This is a genomic window from Alcaligenes parafaecalis, from assembly GCF_026344135.1.
In the GTDB taxonomy this organism is placed as follows: Bacteria; Pseudomonadota; Gammaproteobacteria; order Burkholderiales; family Burkholderiaceae_B; genus Alcaligenes; species Alcaligenes parafaecalis.
In genome coordinates this window covers 148,625-166,990 of record NZ_JAPKNA010000004.1, presented here as the reverse complement: position 1 = coordinate 166,990, position 18,366 = coordinate 148,625, and the positions used below count along the sequence as shown (strand labels likewise).

Genomic DNA, 18,366 nt, shown 5'->3' with positions numbered 1-18,366 from the left:
AAGACTTTGGGTGGCCAGGAGACAAGCTATGTTTACTAGAATTAAATCGTATGCAAAAAAGCTGACACAGGAGAACATCAGCATCAAAAGTACGATGGCAGCCGGTGCCTTGTCGGCACTGTGCCTGTCTGGAGCGATGGCGCAGGCGCAGACCGTGCCCATCGCTGTGGGGATAGATCCGACCTTCGTATCCTTTTTTGTTGCCAAGGATCAGGATTTGTTCCAAAAGCATGGGGTGGACGTCAAGCTGGTGACGTTCGGGCCGGGTGGGGCCATGGTGGATGGCATGATGGCGGGGCAGGCAGTGATGACAGCCTCGACCGAAACCACCCACCTGATTCGCATGCCGCATGCCGCATGCCGACATACGTCCTGTCGGGATCGTGGGCGAGTCGGGCGATAACCTGAAGCTGGTGTCTCGGGCGGAAATTACGGACCCCGCCCAAATCAAGACCTATGGCGTGGTGCCGGGCGGGGTATTCGAGTATCTGACTAGTCTGAGTACAGAAAAATTCAATGGCACCGATGCCAAGCTGGCTCAGGTGAAGTCTGGCCCGCCTGAACTGCCAGCCTTGTTATTGCGTGGTGACGTGGATGCGTTCTGGCTGTTCGAGCCCTTCCCGACGATGGTCAAGCGCCAGGGCGGGAACATTCTTGCGAGCAGCAAAGACGTGGGATATACCTACGCTACCTGGGTGTCGGCGATGGGGCCTTGGCTGGAAAGCAATCCGGAGCAAGCCAGAAAAGTGCTGGATGCTCTGGCTGAAGCCTGCGAGATCACTACGGCTGATCCGACACTGGCTGCTGCTGCGGTGGAAAAACAAGTCCGTATTCCCAAGCAGCAAACGCTGGAGTTTTTGCGCGAGACACAGTGCCAGATGCGTGGCTTTACCGAGGAGGATCTGAATGGTTACGATAGAATCGCTGATTTCCTGCAAGACCGGAAGATCACGACTCAGCGGGTCTCGTTCAGAGATAAAGTGGCTATGGGGTTTTATCCATAAAGGCCAGCTTCTGAAGAAAGAAAGTGCATTGAGGTGGGACCTGATTTAAAAAATATAATGACGGCTTGTTGGATCGCTTGATGGGTTCTATGTCTGCACTGTAGACACAGGAAAATCATACTTTTAATTAAAACCAGACATTTTCTTGTTTTTACTGTGACGAGATGAGAGTGAGCACAAAACCGTTATACGAACAATTAGCCGATAAGCTGACCCGTTATATCCAGGACGGTCGCCTGCAGCCGGGCGACCGTTTGCCTACCGAGGCCGAGCTGGGGGAAATGTTTGGTGTCAGCCGCATTACCGTGCGTCAGGGGCTGGCGATCCTGACTCGCAATGGCTTGATTGAGCGTTTCCCCAGCCGTGGCTCCTTTGTGCTGGAGCGCAAGAACACCGGCTCCTGGGAGCTGGGTTCCATCAATGATCTGGTGCAGTTGGGCAAAGACACCAGCACCAAAATCGCCAGTTGGGAACTGGTGACACCCTCTGCGGAGATTGCCGAGTTTTTCGCCTCGGACGAGCCGGTCTACAAGCTGCAAGCGGTGCGCTACAAGTCGGCCGTTCCCCTTTATTTTGCCGAGAACTATTTGCGGCGCTCAATTGGCGAGCGCATCCAGGTTCAGGATCTGGAGACGCGAACCATGGTGGAAATGCTGACCTCCGTGCTGAATGTGCCTATCAAGCACGCACAGGAAGAGATCAGCATGGCCAATGCCTCGGCGGAGATGGCCAAGCAGTTGTGGATCAAGGAAAACCAGGCCGTGATTGTGCAGCGTATCGACTTGTTCGATACCGATGACATGCCGGTGCAAAGCGGCAAGGGCTGGTGGCGCAGCGAACACTTCAAACGTCGTTTCAAACTGAACTACGTATAAAAAGCGGTGCTCACGATGTTGTCTGGGCGCCACTCAGCCCCTGCTGACTGGCGGGCTTACACAGGCAAACGTTGCCCCTTGGCCTTGATGCAGGACAGCACAATCTGCGAATGAATTTTGGTGACGCCGCGCAGCGTGTTGAGCTTGTGGATCACAAAATTAGAAAAAGTATCGAAGTTGCGTGTGCGTATGTGCAGCATGTAATTGGCCTGCCCGGTCACGATGTAGGCATGCAGCACTTCGTCCATCGTGGCCAGTGCCTTGCTCAGGTACTGATGCTCGCTCTCGTTAAGCTGCGCAATGTTTACTTCTACAAAGGCCTCGATGGCAAAGCCCAGCTTGCCCGCGCTTAAATTGGCGCTGTAGTTTTCGATCAGGCCTTCCTGCTCCAGAATTTTTACCCGGCGGTGGCAGGAGGAGGGCGAAAGCGCGACCAAGTCAGCCAGTTCCTGGTTGCTGAGCCTGCCGTTGTCCTGCAAAAGACGCAGGATTTTCAGGTCTGTCTCGTCAAGTCTCATATTTTAGAATTATCTATGAAAAGGGTTTTCAAAAACCGAATTTCCTTCCAGATTTAAGCATAATCTTCATCGCTTTGGAATAAGTTGCCACGGGCTCGATGCTAGACTGAAAGCCGTAAAAAGCAGAATCGAGGAGCATGACAATGATTACTTTGCAGCAATGTGAGCAGTGGGATCAGGCCGATGAACTGGCTGCCTTCAAAGCCAAGTTCGACCTGCCACCCAATACGATTTATCTGGACGGAAACTCTCTGGGCGCCATGCCACGGCATGCCATGGAGCGTGCCCAGGAAGTCATTTCTCAGGAATGGCGTACTGATCTGATCAATAGTTGGAACAAAGCGGGCTGGTGGACCTTGCCCGTCCGTTTGGGCGACCAGATGTCCCCGCTGATTGGTGCCGGTCAAGGCGAGACCATTGTCAGCGACAGCACGTCCATCAATCTGTTCAAGGTGCTGGCCGCCGCCGTCAACCTGCAAAAAGAACGCCACCCGGAAAAGAAAGTGATCCTGGCCGAGCGCGATTCTTTCCCCACGGATCTGTACATCATTGAAGGGTTTAACGCCTTCTTCGGCAAAGACTATAGGCTGGAGTTGATTGATGACCCGGCAGATTTGCAAACCGCGGTCAACGAAGAAACAGCGGTGGTGGTGTTGTCCCATGTAAATTACCGCACGGGTTACTTGCACGATATGCAGGCGACCAACTGCCTGGTACATGGGAACAATGGCCTGGTGATCTGGGACTTGTGCCACTCCGTTGGTGCCTTGCCGATTGAACTGAACGACAGCGATTCTGACTTCGCCATTGGCTGCACCTACAAGTACTTGAATGCTGGCCCCGGCGCTCCCGCCTTGCTGTGGGTCAATCCCAAGCTGATGAATCAGATCAGCCAGCCCTTGTCCGGTTGGTGGGGACATAAACACCCCTTTGCAATGAGCCCGTCTTATGAAGCGGCCAATGGTATCGAGCGCTTTTTGTGCGGCACCCAGCCCATCGTCTCCTTGAGCCTGGTTGCTTGCGGTGTGGACGTGTTCCTGCAAACCGACTTGCAGGCCGTGCGTCGCAAATCCCTGGCTTTGACGGACTTGTTCATTGCTTTGGTGGAACAGGAGTGCGCCGAGTTTGGCCTGCGTCTGGTGACACCACGCGATCATCACTTCCGTGGCAGCCATGTCAGCTTCGCACATGAGCAAGGCTATGCCGCCATTCAGGCACTGATCGCCCGTGGTGTGATTGGTGATTATCGCGAGCCCGAAGTGATGCGCTTTGGCGTCACGCCTTTGTATCTGTCTTTTGTGGATATCTGGCAGGCAGTGCAGCATATCAAGGCCGTGTTTGCGAATAAAGAATGGGATAAGCCTGCCTACAAGACGCGCTCCAAGGTGACCTGATCACGGCTGAATAAAAAACAAGCATAAGGAGGAGACATGAGCCGATTTGAGCAGATTCAATCGCGCGAAGCTGGACTGCATAAAAAACTGACTGCCCGCCAAATGAGCATGATTGCGATCGGGGGAGCCATTGGTACCGGCTTGTTCCTGGGCAGCAAATTTGCCATTGGTTTTGCGGGCCCCGGTGTTGTGTTGAGCTATGTGATCGGTGGCTTTATTGCCCTGGTCCTGATGGGCTGCCTGGCCGAGATGACGGTAGAACACCCCACCTCAGGCTCTTTTGGGGCCTATGCGGAGTTCTACATTCATCCGCTGGCGGGCTTCCTGGTGCGTTACAGCTATTGGGCCTGCATTGTGCTGGCGGTGGGCACGGAGGTGACGGCGGTCGCGGACTATATGAAGTTCTGGTTCCCGGACGTGTCACCCTGGATATGGATCGCCTTTTTCTCGGCGGTGCTGATTGCGGTCAATGCTTACAGCGTCAAAGCCTTTGGCTCGGTGGAGTATTGGTTTGCCCTGATCAAGGTGTTCGCCATTATTGCCTTCATCGTGCTGGCGGTCGGGATTTTGACGGGTTACTACAAGCCCGCTCAGGTCCAGGCCAACCTGTTTGGACAGGGTGGCTTCATGCCCAATGGCTGGTACGGGGTGTGGGTGGGCGTGATCATTTCCATCTTCAGTTATCTGAGTATCGAGATGATTGCCGTGGCGGCAGGCGAGGCAGAACATCCCGAGCAAGCGGTACGTCAGGCCTTCAAGGCCACGATCTGGCGCTTGATCATTTTCTACCTGCTGTCTCTGTCCCTGATCGTGATGCTGGTACCTTGGCAGGAACTGGTTGCCGATGGCACGACCAGCCCCTTCATCACCGTGATGCAGGCCGTGGGCATTCCTTATGCCGACAGTATCCTGAACTTCATCGTGATTATTGCGGCTTTGTCGGCCATGAACAGCATGCTTTATATCTCCACGCGCATGATGTTCAGCCTGTCACGTGCCGGTGATGCGCCTGCTGTGCTGGGCAAGGTAGCCCGCAACGGGGTGCCCTTGAATGCCCTGGCCTTGTCGGCCAGCGGTGTGGCAGTGGCGGCGGTGGTGTACGCCTACAACCCGGAAACAGCCTTCCCGGTGATGATCGCCTTGTCCATGTTTGGTGCTTTGTTCACCTGGGGCATGATCTTCCTGACCCATTTGTTCTTCCGTCGGCGTGTGGCCCAGGATGGGGTGCAACTGCGCTTCCGTATGCCTGCTTATCCCATCGGCACCTTATTGGGTTTGATTGGCATTGTGGCGATTTTGCTAACCACCTGGTTCATCAATATCTTTCACTACACCTTGTTGTTTGGTGTGCCGTTCTTGCTGGCCTTGATCGCGATCTACTTCGTGCGAGGCCGCCGCCCAGCAGCCTGAATGACCTGACTTTGTTGCTCTGTTTGAACAAGCCCCTGCTTTGGCGGGGGCTTTTTTTTGCATTACGGTTTTGAAGATGTGTGTCTTACCGAGAAACGGCGTGCCCGTATTGGTAGGGACGCTTGTTTGCATGGCGGCCAATGGCGCGGCGTGGGCAGCAGCTTGATCTTTGTCAGCCAAGACGCTTTGTTCTAATTCCAGGAGAGCTTTATCATACAAAGATGTACGATTTGAGACTATTATGTATCAATTAAGATTTTAGTTACTCAAAAAAAGCCATCAGTCGTCCTGGTCGGCTGTTCTTTTTTGAGGGCCGGTATGTCAGCAAGTGCCTGGGAGGACAGTTGTGAGCCGTCATGGAAAGCGCATGACTCATCCGCGTGAATTGCGTAAAAAAAATGGCAAAGCCTTGTTGGGCCCCGGTGCGGATGCGGCTTTTGGCAGCTTGGCTGCGCCCGAGATTCGGCAGCGCGTGTTGCTGGCACATTGGGTGGCGCATAGCCGGGACAAGACCCAGCAGTATCTGGGCTTCCCTTTGGGACGCATCATGCTGCAACGCTGGATGCGTAGCAAGGCCGGTAGCCGCCGAATTGAAGCCTTTGGTCTGCCGCGTCATATCGTTCATGAAACCCTGGGCGAGCAGGCATTAACCCTGCATGTAAACCCGCGAGAGCTGATTCGTATGGCGATTCAGGCACCTCGCAAGCAAGAAAAGCGGCCTTCATCGTTGGCGTTTATCTGGGAAGGAAGCTGGGACCAGCGACGTGAGGACTTGCGCGTCGGGACGCGATACTCACTGATCAGCGACCTGGATGAAAACCGCCATCAGCTAGAGCAAACGGTACGCTTTAAAAAGCTGATGAAACGGATCGAACAAGGCAATCCCTGGGAGTCTTATCAACAAGGCGTGTTTCTGGATACGCCGGAAAAAATCCTGGAGTACCTGCGCATCTATCTGGGTTTTCTGGATGAAATGGCTCGTGACGGCTTTGACCCCAGGCGGGGCAAAGACGCCTTGGGTGTCGTCATTTCCCGTGAAGGTCGTATTCTGAAAATCAATCGTGGCCTGCATAGGCTGGCGATGGCCCAGCGCCTGGGTTTGCCCAGTGTGCCGGTGCAAGTACGCCATGTGCACCGCTATTGGTGGGATCACGTGACAGCAGGGGCGACCGGGGAACTGGCGCTGCACCGAATGCAGCAAGCCTTGCGACGCTGCGTACCTGAAACCCAGGCGGGCCCTTTGGATCAGGACCCGGATACTTTGCTGACAGAGGCATTTTGGCCCGCCCCTCGGGTGCCGCTCAGCGTTTAAAAAATCGCCCGCATAGTCATTATTCCAAGGGTGAAATACGGTTTCTCGATTAATGAAGTTACACTAACGCACGCTCCACAAAGGTAGCGTGTCTGTCAGTTTTCCTGATCCCCAGTGGCGCATAACAATAAGACCGACTCTCCGTGCTTGGGCGCTGTCCGGTGCCCAATCCAGTCCTGTATTAGCTAGAGGAATAACTATGACTGCAGCAAAACCTCGACCACGCGAGGAATTGCTTTTGCGCCTTGTAAACGCCCTTGCCGACCAGCCACGGGCGTCCATGGGGCAATTGGCCGGTCTGGTGGGTTTGAGCCGCGCTACCTTATGCCGCTATTTTCCTTCCCGCGAAGCCATGATGATGGAGATTTTCGAGGAAGGGGTGAACAGTGCCGAGCAGGCGATCAAGCGCGCCCATCTATGCGAAGGCGATGCCCAAGAGGCCATCAAGCGCCTGATTGAAGAGCTGTTGCCCATTGTGGATCTGTACATGTACGTAGAGCGCCAGCTTCAGGTAGAGGAATATTCCACACCCCGTACCGAGGCGGTAAGGCAGGCCTTGATTACGCAATTTCAGCAGTGGCAGGAATCGGGGGTCTTGCGTCTGGATTTATCTGCCGTCTGGTTGTGTGAGTCCCTGTTTGCCTTGTTGAGCAAGGCGGCCCGCTTGATCCGTGCAGGTCGCTTGGCCCGTTACGATGCGCCGCATAATGTTTATACCTTGCTGTGGAGCGGTATCGTTCACCCTTGAACGGAGCGTGGAAATGAACCCTTGTGCTGTCATGCTCCTGCGGATTACGCTGCTTGCTGGTGCAGCGCAGAAATACGGAGGCAATGGCATGAAACAGGCAATCGCAACATTTTCTTTGGGTTTGTCCCTGTTGATGGGGGTAACAGGCGCACAGGCGGCGCTGGAAGTCGGCACCCCTGCGCCGGACTTTACGGTGCAAGCGGCTCTGGCCGGTAAAACCTTTGAATTCACCTTGAAAGAGGCCTTGAAAAATGGCCCGGTCGTGCTGTACTTCTATCCGGCTGCCTTTACCAAAGGCTGCACGATTGAAGCGCATACTTTTGCCGAAGCGATTGATGAATATGCCTATTTCGGGGCGACGGTGATTGGCTTGTCTTCTGACAATATCGATACCTTGAAAGACTTCTCTACAGGGCCTTGCGGCAGCAAGTTCGCGGTGGGGGCGGATACGACCGGCCAAGTGATCAAAGCCTATGATGCGGGCCTGGGAACACATACGGAGCGGGCGGCGCGCATGTCTTATGTGATTTCGCCCGAAGGCAAAATCGTTTACGAATACACGGCGATGGACCCCGATGAGCACGTTCACAATACTCTGCAGGCCGTGCGTGATTTGGCGGCGCAACAAGGGACGAAATAAACCCTTGGCTTGATTCTGTTGCAGAGGCGAAAGCCCCGTTTGAAACCTTGCCTTCAAGACCGATGGCAAAGTTTCAAACGGGGCTTTTGTTTTAAGGTTGTTATCCTGTTTTGCCTCGCCGCACTTCGCCCCCCTTCATCCTGCCTAGTCTATTCAATCTGAGTCGACTCTGCCTGTCCCATCCCCAAAACGAACCCCGCTGACTCTAAAAAATGTTCATACGAACATTTAAGCGTCATAAAACTTTCATCTGAGCGTCACCGAGCCGTAACCTCGCGTTTCTACACTGCCGGGTATTCAAACGAAACCCATACGCCGTGTTATGAACCTTTCCGTCAGGCAAAGCATTATTGTGGACTTGCTGGCCGCCCAAGGGGCCGTGTCAGTGGATGGCCTGGCCCTGCATTTCGGGGTGACGCCGCAAACTATTCGGCGCGACCTGAACCACTTGTATGAGGCCGATCTGGTGCGCCGCCGCCATGGTGGTGCCGAGCTGAATGTGGTCGAGCGCAATATCCCGTTCCAGACGCGCCGCATTACCCATTTGCAAGCCAAGGCGCGCATCGGACGCGCCGTTGCCAAGCTGATCCCACCCGGTGCCAGCTTGTTGCTGGGCTTTGGGACGACTCCCGAACAAGTGGCGCTGGCCCTGGCCGATCACCGTGATCTGACCGTGGTCACCAATAACATCAGTGCGGCTCTGGCTCTGTCTCACAATATGAGCCACCGCGTGGTCTTGACTGGCGGCGAGCTGCGTCAACCCAACCCTGAAATTCTGGGCCCCGGTGCCGAGCGCCTGTTCAACAGTTTCAAGGCCGATTTCGGTGTGTCCGGGGTAGGGGGCTTTGACTCAGACGGCGCTTTGCTGGACTTTGATATGGCCGAGTCCGATTGCCACAAAGCCCTGCGCGGCAATTGTCGTATCCGAATTCTGGTGCTGGACCATACCAAGTTTGGCCGCCGTGCCCCCGTGCGCAGCGGCTCTTTGGATGATGTGGATATTCTGGTTACTGACCAGCCCATTCCCGAGCCTTATCGCGAGCAAATCCCCGAGCGTATCGAGATCGTGATTGCAGGCGAGGTGCAGTCATGAGCCGCGCCGCGATCGAGTTGCAAGGCATAGGCAAATCCTGGGGTGAGCAGGCCGTGCTCAAGCAAATGGATCTGTCCATTCAGGAAGGCAAATTCACGGCCTTGCTGGGTCCCTCGGGCTGCGGCAAATCCACCTTGCTGCGCATTATTGCCGGGCTGGAAACGCCTGATCAAGGCCGTTTGCTGATCAATGGGCAGGACGCCACGTTTATGGAACCCGCCAAGCGTGGTTTGAGCATGGTGTTCCAGTCCTATGCCTTGTTTCCTCATCTGAATGTGGCCGACAACATCCTGTTTGGCCTGCAAGTACGCCGTGCTAATCGCCAGCAGCAAAAAGAGCGCCTGCGTGAAGCCTTGGCCCTGACCAATCTGGAAGGTCTGGAAGAGCGCAAACCCGGCCAGCTTTCGGGCGGGCAGCGCCAGCGTGTGGCCCTGGCGCGCAGCATTGTGTCGGGCCACCGTATCTGCTTGATGGACGAGCCGCTTTCCAATCTGGATGCCAAGCTGCGTCACACCGTGCGCCATGAGATCCGTGCCTTGCAACAGCGTCTGGGCTTGACGGTGGTTTATGTCACCCACGATCAGACCGAAGCGATGGGCATGGCCGACCACGTGGTGCTGCTCAATGCCGGAAATATCGAGCAGCAGGGCAGCGCCCAGGACTTGTACGGTCAACCCAATAGTGTCTTTACCGCCGGATTTATCGGCAGCCCACCCATGATGATGATTCACAGCGATCACGTGCCTTTGGATCTGTGGCCCTCGCGCCGTCAGTACGACCAGCCGCATCGGGTGCTGGTGGGGGTGCGCCCGGAAAACCTGAGCCTGCACGAAGCAGCGGAGCAGCGTGTGCCCGCCACTGTGGTGCATCAGGAGTTTCAGGGGGCCGATGCCTATGTGTATGTGCAGCTCGACGATGGTCATACCTTGATCGTGCGCGCGCCGCATAGCCGCAGCGTCGAGGCGGGCGCTCGCTGTGGTTTGAGCTGGGACCCCGTTCACGCTTTTTACTTTAACCAGGACAGCGGGGCTCGCTTGCCGACACCGTCGGCGGATGCTCTGACTGCTGCGCCTTTCGCCGTTCCTTCTTCTGTTCTTCCCTAAACGTACTGCGAGTCTACTCATGTTGAAGAATTGTCTGCTTGCCACCTCCAGCGCTCTATTGATGGGCCTGGGTGCCAACGCGCATAGCGCGGTGGAATTGACCATGTATTACCCCATTGCCGTGGGTGGCCCACTGACCGATGTGGTTGATGGAATGATCAAGGACTACCAGGCTCAAAACCCGGAAGTCAAAGTGAAAGCTGTGTACTCCGGCAACTACGATGAAACCCGTGTCCGTGCCTTGTCGGCCTTGCGTGCAGGTGAGTCTGTTCAGTTGTCCGTACTGGGTGCCTTGGATACCCACGACCTGGTCGAGCAAGGCCTGGTTGAAGCCTTTAGCGATGTGGCCCAGGATGCTCCCAGCCAGGATTGGCTGAAAAGCTTTTACCCCGCCTTGATGGCCAATGGCACCTTGGAAGGCAAGGTCTGGGGCATTCCGTTCCAGCGTTCCACCATCGTCATGTTCTACAACAAGGACATGTTCCGCGAAGCGGGTCTGAATCCGGATCAAGCGCCCAAGACCTGGGACGAACTGGTGCAAACCGCCCAGAAGCTGACGACGGACAAGCATCACGGTCTGATGATCCCATCGACGGGCTACCCCTACTGGATGTTCCAGGCCCTGGCTTTGCAAAATGGCCGTCAGTTGATGAACGAGGAAGGCACGCAGGTCTACTTCAACGACCCCAAGTCGGTAGAGGCTTTGCAGTTCTTCCATGACCTGGCCTACAAGCACAAAGTCAGCCCTACCGGCACTATCGAATGGGGCACCTTGCGTCAGTCTTTTGTGCAAGGCAAGACCGCCATGATGTGGCATACCACGGGCAATCTGACGGCGGTGAAGAACGAAGCCAAGTTCGATTTTGGTGTGGCCATGTTGCCCGCCAAGGAAAAAGCAGCTTCGCCGACGGGCGGTGGCAACTTCTACCTGTTCAAAGGGGCTAACGACGAGCAGAAAAAAGCAGCACTGGATTTCGTACGCTGGATGACGGCGCCTGAACGTGCTGCCAACTGGTCTATGGCAACGGGTTATGTCGGTGTCAGCCCAGCCGCCTATGAAACACCTGCTTTGACCGAGTACGCCAAGACCTTTCCGCAGGCACTGGTGGCCCGCGATCAGTTGGCCGTGGCCTCGCCCGAGTTTGCGACCTACGAAACGGCCCGTGTACGTGAGCTGCTGTCCAACGCCGTGCAAGCGGTGCTGACCAATGCCAAGACGCCCAAGGCTGCTTTGGACGAAGCCCAGGCTGCCGCAGATCGCCTGCTGCGTCCTTTCAACTAAGCAGGTGCAGGAATGGCTGAACCATTGCGTGTGCTGCGTAAAGAGTGGGTATTTGCTTATCTCTTGTTGACGCCGCTGTTTGTGCTGCTAAGCGTGTTTGCCTTTATCCCGGCGCTGCACACGTTCTGGTCCAGCCTGTTGAGCAAAGGCACGGCTCGTCGTCCGGCCCAGTTTGTGGGCATGGACAATTACGATGCCATGCTGGCTGACCCGACCTTCTGGCTGGTTCTGAAGAACAATCTTTGGTACGCCGCCATTGTGATTCCGGTGTCCATGGCGCTGGCCTTGCTGATGGCCTTGTGGGCCAATCGGGCCATGAGCATGCGGGCCTGGGTGCGTTGTGCTTACTTCACGCCCACCATGCTGCCCATGATTGCGGCTGCAAATTTATGGCTGTTTTTCTATACGCCGGATCTGGGCTTGCTGGACCAGATCGCCAAGCTGTTTGGCGCAGGAGCCACCAACTGGTTGGGCCAGCCTCAAACGGCCCTGGGTGCCGTCATGGTGGTGACGATCTGGAAGGAAGCAGGCTTTTTCATGATCTTTTATCTGGCGGCCTTGCAAACCATCCCGCCGGAGCTGCGCGATGCCGCCCGCCTGGAAGGGGCGACACGTTGGCAGTATGGCCGTCGTGTGCTCTTGCCCTTGTTGGCGCCCACGACCTTGTTCATTTTGATCAATGCGCTGATCAACTCGGTCAAGCTGGTCGACCATCTGTTTATCCTGACCAAAGGCGGCCCCAATAATGCGTCCAAGCTGATGCTGTACTGGATCTGGGAAACGGCCTTTGCCTATATGGATACACCGAGTGCAGCCGTGCTGACGGTGGTGCTTTTATTAGGCCTGGGCGCCGTGGCTATTTTTCAATTCCGCTACGCTGAACGACGCGTGCACTACCAGTGATGAACATGGACACCGTTTTGACTGCACCCGGCCGCACTTTGCGTTTGCCGTCTCTGGACACGGTAGGGGCACATGCTTTGGCCCTGCTGTGGATTGCCCCTTTGCTCTATGCCTGCTGGGCCGCGTTTCGTGACCCGTCCGCCGCCTTGAGCTTTGATTGGAGCGCAGGCTGGACTCTGGATAACTTTGCCGCTGCCTGGGACCGTGCGCCCTGGTTGCGCTATATCTTCAACACCACGGTGCTGGTGCTGACCATTCTGGTCGGGCAGTTTGTGCTGTGTACCCTGGCCGCTTACGCTTTTGCCCGCTTTCAGTTTTTTGGCAGTCAGTTTCTGTTCATGCTGCTGCTCTTGCAGTTGTTCATCCTGCCCGAAGTGCTGATCGTGGAGAACTACCACATGGTGGCTTTGCTGGGTTGGACGGACACGGTATGGGGCATGGGTGTGCCTTATATGGCCAGCGCCTTTGGTGTGTTCTTGTTGCGTCAGGCTTTCAAGCAAGTGCCGCGTGAACTGGAAGATGCTGCTCGTCTGGAAGGGTGTAGCCGCTTGGGCGTCTTGTGGCGTGTGTACGTGCCGCTGGTCAAGCCCGTGTACCTGGCTTATGCCCTGGTGTCGGTCTCCACGCACTGGAACAACTTCTTGTGGCCCTTGGTGATCAGCAGCTCTGACAACACCCGGCCTTTGACTGTGGGTTTATCCCTGTTTGGCGCACCGGAAAGTGGTGTCAGCATCTCACTGATCAGTGCCGCCACATTAATGACTATCTTGCCGCTTTTGCTGGGCTTTTTACTGTTTCAAAAGCAGTTCATGCAGGCCTTTTTACGCGCCGGCATTCGTTAAGGAATTCTGATGAAGATCATCCAGTTTTCGGATCTGCACATTACCCCGCCTGATGGCCTGTTGTTTGGCTCGGACCCTCTGGATCGTTTGCGTAGCTGCGTGCAGCACGTCAACCGCCACCACGCCGATGCGGATTTGTGTGTACTGACGGGGGACTTGACCCACGCCGGTCATCCACGTGCTTACGAGCGCTTGTGCGAAGGTTTGCAGGATTTGATTCCGCCTGTGCGTCTGATGATGGGTAACCACGATAGTCGCAGCGCTTTTCAGAGCGTGTTTCCACAAGCCAAGACCGATTTGCCCGGCTTTGTGCAGCACGCCGAAACCATGGGTGACTGGCGTCTGATTTATCTGGATACCTTGGAGGACGGCTACACCAACGGCTATTTGTGTACGCGGCGTCTGGCGTGGTTGCAGCAGGAGCTGGCGGCGCATAGCGGGCCGGTGATGCTGTTTTCCCACCATCCTTTACCTGCCTTGCAGTACCCGTCCATGGACTGGCTGCGTTTGAGCAATGCGCCGGATTTACTGCCTTTGCTGAAAGCGCACCCTGCACCCGTGCACTTGTTCTCCGGCCATGTGCACCGCTGTGCCAGTGGTGTGTGGAACGGTCTGCATTTTGTGACGGTAAATGGCACCAACCATCAGCACGAGCTGGATCTGGAACGGGAGGGGGCGGCAACCTCTACCTTTGAACCTGCCAGCTATGCCGTCATTCTGCCCAATGCTGATGGCCTGACCGTGCATTTCCAGCCCTTCGGTTACGAGGAGCTACGCTTTCCGTACACAGGCGATTTACGTGCCTTGAAGTGCATTTGATCTCCGCTGTGCACTAACAGCGCCGTCTTGTTGAACACGGCTCCCGATCTCTGGATTCAATCCAGAGATCGGGAGCTGTTTTTACTATCTGGCCCTGTGCTGCTTAGAAGGAGTAGCGCAGATTCAGCATGGCATTGCGCGGTGCGCCGTAATAGCCGGTGTAGAAGGTCTGGTCCAGTGCGCTCAGGTACTTGCGGTTGAACAGATTGTTGATGTTCAAGGTGGCCGTCAATTGCTTGCTGAAGTCGTAGCGGCCCATCAGGTTGACCACGGCGTAGCTGCTTTGTTCACCCGTTACGGTCTTGCCCAAATCCCACGGTGTTGCGGTGAAGTGGATCTGGCTTTGCCAGTTCACACCACCCCCAATCGTCAGGCGATTCCAGCTACCGGGCAGGCGGTAGGTGGTCCACAGCTTGGCCATATGGCGTGGCACCAGAGTTTTGATGCGCTCACCCTGAGCATCTTTGGTCTGGCTGTAGGTATAGCTGAATGCCATGTTCCAGCCATCCAGCAACTCGCCCGTCACTTCCATGTCCAGACCTTGCGTCTTGGCACCTTTGACGGCGGTGTAGGCTGCTTCGCGCGTAGTGCCTGGGACGATAAAGCCACTGTCGGCCACCGCCAGATTGTCCTGGCGGATTTCGTACAGAGCGATGCTGCTGTTCAGGCGACCATCCAGCATCTCGCTTTTCAGGCCGATCTCGTAGTTGTCGCCTTTGCGTGGGTCCAGAAAGTTGCCGTTGCGGTCACGCGAGCTTTGAGGTTTGAAAATGCTGGTGTAGCTGGCGTAGACGGAGTGCTCTTCGTTCAGGTCGTAAACAATGCCTGCATAGGGGGTGAAGACATTGTCTTCATTCATGGTCTTCAGGCTGTTGTTCCTGGCCAGCACCGGGTCGGGATACTGCTGGGATAGGCTGTAGCGATAGTTGCTGATACGAGTGCCCAGAATCACTGCCAGATCGTCACTAGGCTTCAGGCGCAGCACGGTATAGCCGCTGTATTGCTTGACGGAGAGATCGTAGTCAAACAGTTTCTCGCCAGAGATAGTGGGGCGGGCGGGATTGTTGTCCCACTCGAACATATTGTTCACGGCCGTGCCTTCAATACCGGCGTAGCGCATGGGTTCATGGAAGTTGTCGTATTTGGACGAGTTAAAGCCCAGTACCAATTCATGTTCGCGTCCGAACAGTTGGAAGGGGCCTTTTACATGAACATCAAAGCTGGTCTGGCGCTGCTTGGCGCTAGACACGCCTCCGTACAGTTTGACTCCCTTGCCGGTGACGGGGTCAGGGTAGCCCCAGGACGCATCCGCCCGCTGACCGCTGCGGCGCCCTTCCATATGGTTCAAAGATAGTGCCAAGGACCAGTCGCTGGGTAACTGCTGATTCAGTTTCAGGAAGCTGTTGGTCACTTCCATAGTGTTAGTGCTCCAGCGAGCGCCAGGGCTGGTGTGGACGTCGTAATCAATCTGTTCGCCTGTGTTGTAGAACAGAGGCAGGCCAGAGCCGGTGGAGCCGCGTGGATCGTTTTTCTGATAATCCATGCCCAGCGTCACCAAAGTGGTGTCGGTGATATCTGCTTCCAGAACGCCATAGACAATATCTTTTTTGGTCTTGAAGTAGTCCATATAGCTATTGCCTTCCTGGTGTGCGCCCACCAGTCGGCCGCGCAGACGACCGCTGTTGAGCAAAGGCCCGCTCAGATCCACTTGAGCCCGCATCTGATCCCAGGAGCCATGCCCACTTCGGCATGACCTTGAAAGTCCGCTGTCGGACGCTTGCGCACCATATTGACGACGCCGGATGGGTCGCCTGCGCCGGTCAGCAAACCGGAGGCTCCGCGCAGTACTTCAACGCGGTCATAAATTGCCATATCGGCCAGCCCTTGGGGGATGTTCTGGCTGACGATATCGGACAGGGTGGACAGGCCGTCCAACTGATAGTTGTCGATGGCATAGCCACGCGAGTAGATGGTGTAGCGGTCGCTGCCTATATGCTGGATAGAGATACCGGGCGCTTGCTGTAGCACGCTGCCGATATTGTCCAGCGACTGGTCTTCAATCCGCTGGCGTGTCATGACACTGACGGTCTGCGGGGTTTCGCGCAGTGTCATGTTCAGCTTGGTGGCGGTGGTCGTGGCGCCGTGACTGGCGTAGGTCTGGCTACCCTCGGTGACGGGCAGGCGACGGCCCACAACCCGTACTGGCGCCAGCATGGTGGCGTCGGCATTGGGGCGCGACAAGGTAATCGTATTGTTCTCGCGCCGGTACTCCAGTCCCGAACCTTGCAGCAAGGTGCGCAGTGCCTCTTCCGGGCGCATCCGGCCCTGAATAGGTGTCGTGCTCAAACCTTGAACCAGCGAGGGAGAGAAGAACACCTGTAGCTGGGTTTGCTCGGCCAGTTTCAACAGCGCTTCGGACAAGGGCTGGGCAGGAATGTGGATAGGAACAGGGTTATCTTGTGCCAGGGCGGGGGCACTGGCGCTGGCCATCATCAGCGCAAGCAGGACAGGGCGCAGGCGGGGTAGAAAAGTGGTTCGGTTCACGGTAGCGGTTCAGAGTAGGGGTCGGGCACCGCAGTGCCCGGATTCAGATATGTTCCTGCAAGCACGACATTGAGGAACGCTGAATCTAAATGCGAGTCAGTCTTACTAAACCCCTCAGGCTGAATCGATTTATTTGAAACTAATTGTAATTACGAAGCGCTTACCAGAATGATGCTGCCGTCGTCCTGCGTTCGGGCTCGCAGGGGCAGGATTTGTTGCAGAGCCTGGAGCACGGCACTTTGCTCATCCAGCAGGAAGGAGGCCGTGACACGTTGCTGGCCGAGTTTGGCCTCGGCGATACGAATGGGCTGTTCGCGGTAGCGGTTAATTTCCGCCACCACCTCGGACAAGCTCACGTCGCGCACAATCAGGCGTCCTTGTCGCCAGGCAGTGGCAGCGGCGACATCGACGTCTGTCTGAATGCTCAGGCCTTCTTCGGGGGAGATTGTGGCTCCGGAGCCCGCAGCCAGATAACGGGTCTGGCGATTCCACCAGCGGCCACTGGATACTTCCACACTGCCGCTTTCAACCAGGACTTTGACCTGCTCCGCATCGTGTCGCACGGTAAAGCTGGTGCCGGTAACGCGTACTTGAGTTGTCCCGGCTTTGACGGTGAATGGGCGTTGGGGGCTGGATGCGACCGAGAACATGACTTCGCCCTGAATCAAGTGCAGATGGCGGCTGTCTTCATAAAAACGCAGTTCGGCTTGTGTGCCGGTATTCAGTTCCAGGCTGGAGCCGTCCGGCAGAGGAACCCAGCGGCGCTCGCCCACACGTGTCTGCAAGGAAGCGGCATAGACGGCTTGCGGGCTTAATACGAGGCTGGCCAGACCTGCCGAACCCGCCACCGCGACGAGTGCCCCGGCATTGCGGATCAGTTTTCGACGGCGCAGATCAGGCCGGACGGGCACTGCTCCTCCGTATAAAGAGCTGACCAGATCCTTGTCCAAGGTACTGGCCAGGGAGCTGAGCTGTTCCAGCGCCATGAATTCACGCTCGTTTTCCGGGTCGGCTTGCAGCCAGTCGTCCAGCGCTTGCTCATCGGCAGGGGTGAAGCGGCCTGAATGCAGGCGCGCCGACCATTGGGCTGCCGCCTCGGCGGGGGAGGTGGCATCACTGGGATAAAAAGAGGATTCAGAACTCATCGCGCAGACGCTCGCGGACAAACTGGCTGGCCAGCGCAATGTAGCGCTCCACACTGGCAAGTGACAGTTTCAGATGACGGGCAATTTCAGCTTGGGTCCAGCCTTCTATGCGATTCAGCACGAAAGCCCGTCGGTGATTCAAGGGAAGTTCTTCAAGAGCGGCGACCAGGGCCTGACGCAGTTGCTCGGCGCTGGCATGGGCGTCGGCCCCATCGGTTGTGGGGTGAGCCTCTTCATGCAGCTCGTCCCAGGCCAGGTGCTGGAAGCGGCGGTTGCGACGCCACAGATCAATCGCCCGATGGCGGGCGGAACGATACAGAAAATGGCGGGCATGGGCCGCTGTCAGTGTTTTCTGATCTTTGTGAAGCAAGGCCTCAACGGCATCGTGAGCCACGTCCTCCGCGTCCGCAGAGCCACCAAAGCGGCGCAGGCAGGACTGCATGAACTCGCCATAACAGGCCAGCCAGCTTTTGCGGGAGAGGTCCGAGTTGGACATGAGGACAGGGGATCGAATGACAAAGAGCAAATTATTGCAAATAGTTCTCATTAACTCAATGCTGACTGATTCTGATCTGTAGGGGCGGTGAGGTTGCCATGCAACGCCATGTGGCAAGCTGCTCCGAAAAACAGGCATGTTCGGCGAAATGCTTTGTTGTTTCATACAAGATCGTTATACTTGCGAACTATCAGGGGGAGTAGCTTACTTTCCGGAGCATCGTCATCACGGCAATCTG

At 56.2% G+C, this 18,366-nt stretch carries 19 protein-coding genes; 14 read left to right on the top strand and 5 right to left on the bottom strand.

The features are described 5' to 3' along the window. Nucleotides 1-28: 28 nt before the first annotated feature. The 3 genes from OSH09_RS13690 (at nucleotide 29) to OSH09_RS13680 (ending at nucleotide 1,879) form a co-directional block, all read left to right on the top strand. Nucleotides 29-403: a substrate-binding domain-containing protein gene (locus OSH09_RS13690; RefSeq protein WP_266121274.1), complete on the top strand. Its 375-nt coding sequence runs from the start codon at nucleotides 29-31 to the stop codon at nucleotides 401-403. Then, the gene (locus OSH09_RS13685) at nucleotides 351-1,004 is read left to right on the top strand and encodes an ABC transporter substrate-binding protein (protein ID WP_266121273.1); all 654 of its coding nucleotides are present in this window, start codon (nucleotides 351-353) and stop codon (nucleotides 1,002-1,004) included. Before OSH09_RS13690 ends, OSH09_RS13685 begins: the two co-directional genes overlap by 53 nt. A 170-nt stretch (nucleotides 1,005-1,174) precedes the next feature. After that, complete coding sequence (locus OSH09_RS13680; RefSeq protein WP_266121272.1) at nucleotides 1,175-1,879, top strand: GntR family transcriptional regulator; 705 nt, start codon at nucleotides 1,175-1,177, stop codon at nucleotides 1,877-1,879. 56 nt (nucleotides 1,880-1,935) lie between these two features. Here OSH09_RS13680 and OSH09_RS13675 read toward each other — a convergent pair whose 3' ends face one another. Continuing rightward, nucleotides 1,936-2,397: an Lrp/AsnC family transcriptional regulator gene (locus OSH09_RS13675; RefSeq protein WP_207873166.1), complete on the bottom strand. Its 462-nt coding sequence runs from the start codon at nucleotides 2,395-2,397 to the stop codon at nucleotides 1,936-1,938. A gap of 143 nt (nucleotides 2,398-2,540) precedes the next feature. On the opposite strand from OSH09_RS13675, the gene kynU reads away from it, so the two are divergent. The 11 genes from kynU (at nucleotide 2,541) to OSH09_RS13620 (ending at nucleotide 13,943) form a co-directional block, all read left to right on the top strand. Continuing rightward, nucleotides 2,541-3,791, top strand: a complete 1,251-nt coding sequence (kynU, locus tag OSH09_RS13670) for a kynureninase (protein ID WP_266121419.1) — start codon at nucleotides 2,541-2,543, stop codon at nucleotides 3,789-3,791. Between the two features lie 36 nt (nucleotides 3,792-3,827). Next, nucleotides 3,828-5,201 carry an amino acid permease gene (locus OSH09_RS13665; RefSeq protein WP_266121271.1) on the top strand — a complete coding sequence of 458 codons (1,374 nt, stop codon included), beginning with the start codon at nucleotides 3,828-3,830 and terminating at the stop codon, nucleotides 5,199-5,201. Nucleotides 5,202-5,568: 367 nt separating this feature from the next. Then, complete coding sequence (locus tag OSH09_RS13660; protein WP_266121270.1) at nucleotides 5,569-6,513, top strand: hypothetical protein; 945 nt, start codon at nucleotides 5,569-5,571, stop codon at nucleotides 6,511-6,513. Between the two features lie 199 nt (nucleotides 6,514-6,712). Continuing rightward, a complete protein-coding gene (locus OSH09_RS13655; protein WP_266121269.1) occupies nucleotides 6,713-7,261 on the top strand; it encodes a TetR/AcrR family transcriptional regulator in 549 nt (182 codons plus the stop codon). A gap of 88 nt (nucleotides 7,262-7,349) precedes the next feature. Beyond that, nucleotides 7,350-7,901, top strand: a complete 552-nt coding sequence (locus OSH09_RS13650; RefSeq protein ID WP_266121418.1) for a peroxiredoxin — start codon at nucleotides 7,350-7,352, stop codon at nucleotides 7,899-7,901. A 322-nt stretch (nucleotides 7,902-8,223) separates the two neighbouring features. Then, nucleotides 8,224-8,994 (top strand): DeoR/GlpR family DNA-binding transcription regulator, encoded by a 771-nt coding sequence (locus OSH09_RS13645; RefSeq protein ID WP_266121268.1) that lies wholly within the window; start codon nucleotides 8,224-8,226, stop codon nucleotides 8,992-8,994. Next, nucleotides 8,991-10,097: an ABC transporter ATP-binding protein gene (locus OSH09_RS13640; RefSeq protein WP_266121267.1), complete on the top strand. Its 1,107-nt coding sequence runs from the start codon at nucleotides 8,991-8,993 to the stop codon at nucleotides 10,095-10,097. The genes OSH09_RS13645 and OSH09_RS13640 overlap by 4 nt, the downstream gene beginning before the upstream one ends. Nucleotides 10,098-10,116: 19 nt before the next feature. Next, on the top strand, nucleotides 10,117-11,379 hold the full coding sequence (locus tag OSH09_RS13635) for an ABC transporter substrate-binding protein (RefSeq protein WP_207873173.1): 1,263 nt from the start codon (nucleotides 10,117-10,119) through the stop codon (nucleotides 11,377-11,379). 12 nt (nucleotides 11,380-11,391) lie between these two features. Further along, nucleotides 11,392-12,282: a carbohydrate ABC transporter permease gene (locus tag OSH09_RS13630; protein WP_009463182.1), complete on the top strand. Its 891-nt coding sequence runs from the start codon at nucleotides 11,392-11,394 to the stop codon at nucleotides 12,280-12,282. Then, nucleotides 12,282-13,124, top strand: coding sequence for a carbohydrate ABC transporter permease (locus OSH09_RS13625; protein WP_266121266.1), 843 nt, complete (start codon nucleotides 12,282-12,284; stop codon nucleotides 13,122-13,124). The genes OSH09_RS13630 and OSH09_RS13625 overlap by 1 nt, the downstream gene beginning before the upstream one ends. 9 nt (nucleotides 13,125-13,133) lie before the next feature. After that, nucleotides 13,134-13,943: a phosphodiesterase gene (locus OSH09_RS13620; RefSeq protein ID WP_266121265.1), complete on the top strand. Its 810-nt coding sequence runs from the start codon at nucleotides 13,134-13,136 to the stop codon at nucleotides 13,941-13,943. A gap of 103 nt (nucleotides 13,944-14,046) precedes the next feature. On the opposite strand, the gene OSH09_RS13615 is transcribed toward OSH09_RS13620, so the two are convergent. From OSH09_RS13615 to OSH09_RS13600, 4 genes are all read right to left on the bottom strand, one after another. Then, nucleotides 14,047-15,663, bottom strand: a complete 1,617-nt coding sequence (locus tag OSH09_RS13615; RefSeq protein ID WP_266121264.1) for a TonB-dependent siderophore receptor — start codon at nucleotides 15,661-15,663, stop codon at nucleotides 14,047-14,049. Next, the gene (locus OSH09_RS13610; protein ID WP_266121263.1) at nucleotides 15,642-16,487 is read right to left on the bottom strand and encodes a TonB-dependent siderophore receptor; all 846 of its coding nucleotides are present in this window, start codon (nucleotides 16,485-16,487) and stop codon (nucleotides 15,642-15,644) included. The genes OSH09_RS13615 and OSH09_RS13610 overlap by 22 nt, the downstream gene beginning before the upstream one ends. Before the next feature lie 149 nt (nucleotides 16,488-16,636). Then, complete coding sequence (locus OSH09_RS13605) at nucleotides 16,637-17,632, bottom strand: FecR family protein (protein WP_266121262.1); 996 nt, start codon at nucleotides 17,630-17,632, stop codon at nucleotides 16,637-16,639. Next, on the bottom strand, nucleotides 17,622-18,128 hold the full coding sequence (locus OSH09_RS13600) for an RNA polymerase sigma factor (RefSeq protein ID WP_266121261.1): 507 nt from the start codon (nucleotides 18,126-18,128) through the stop codon (nucleotides 17,622-17,624). Before OSH09_RS13600 ends, OSH09_RS13605 begins: the two co-directional genes overlap by 11 nt. Nucleotides 18,129-18,366 lie beyond the last annotated feature (238 nt).

Coding starts and splice junctions, on each gene's coding strand:
- OSH09_RS13665 (WP_266121271.1), top strand. CDS start 3,828: ATGAGCCGATTTGAGCAGATTCAATCGCGCGAAGCTGGACTGCATAAA.
- OSH09_RS13625 (WP_266121266.1), top strand. CDS start 12,282: ATGAACATGGACACCGTTTTGACTGCACCCGGCCGCACTTTGCGTTTG.
- OSH09_RS13685 (WP_266121273.1), top strand. CDS start 351: ATGCCGCATGCCGACATACGTCCTGTCGGGATCGTGGGCGAGTCGGGC.
- OSH09_RS13650 (WP_266121418.1), top strand. CDS start 7,350: ATGAAACAGGCAATCGCAACATTTTCTTTGGGTTTGTCCCTGTTGATG.
- OSH09_RS13645 (WP_266121268.1), top strand. CDS start 8,224: ATGAACCTTTCCGTCAGGCAAAGCATTATTGTGGACTTGCTGGCCGCC.
- OSH09_RS13640 (WP_266121267.1), top strand. CDS start 8,991: ATGAGCCGCGCCGCGATCGAGTTGCAAGGCATAGGCAAATCCTGGGGT.
- kynU (WP_266121419.1), top strand. CDS start 2,541: ATGATTACTTTGCAGCAATGTGAGCAGTGGGATCAGGCCGATGAACTG.
- OSH09_RS13600 (WP_266121261.1), bottom strand. CDS start 18,128: ATGTCCAACTCGGACCTCTCCCGCAAAAGCTGGCTGGCCTGTTATGGC.
- OSH09_RS13620 (WP_266121265.1), top strand. CDS start 13,134: ATGAAGATCATCCAGTTTTCGGATCTGCACATTACCCCGCCTGATGGC.
- OSH09_RS13630 (WP_009463182.1), top strand. CDS start 11,392: ATGGCTGAACCATTGCGTGTGCTGCGTAAAGAGTGGGTATTTGCTTAT.
- OSH09_RS13675 (WP_207873166.1), bottom strand. CDS start 2,397: ATGAGACTTGACGAGACAGACCTGAAAATCCTGCGTCTTTTGCAGGAC.
- OSH09_RS13655 (WP_266121269.1), top strand. CDS start 6,713: ATGACTGCAGCAAAACCTCGACCACGCGAGGAATTGCTTTTGCGCCTT.
- OSH09_RS13605 (WP_266121262.1), bottom strand. CDS start 17,632: ATGAGTTCTGAATCCTCTTTTTATCCCAGTGATGCCACCTCCCCCGCC.
- OSH09_RS13660 (WP_266121270.1), top strand. CDS start 5,569: ATGACTCATCCGCGTGAATTGCGTAAAAAAAATGGCAAAGCCTTGTTG.
- OSH09_RS13690 (WP_266121274.1), top strand. CDS start 29: ATGTTTACTAGAATTAAATCGTATGCAAAAAAGCTGACACAGGAGAAC.
- OSH09_RS13635 (WP_207873173.1), top strand. CDS start 10,117: ATGTTGAAGAATTGTCTGCTTGCCACCTCCAGCGCTCTATTGATGGGC.
- OSH09_RS13615 (WP_266121264.1), bottom strand. CDS start 15,663: ATGCGGGCTCAAGTGGATCTGAGCGGGCCTTTGCTCAACAGCGGTCGT.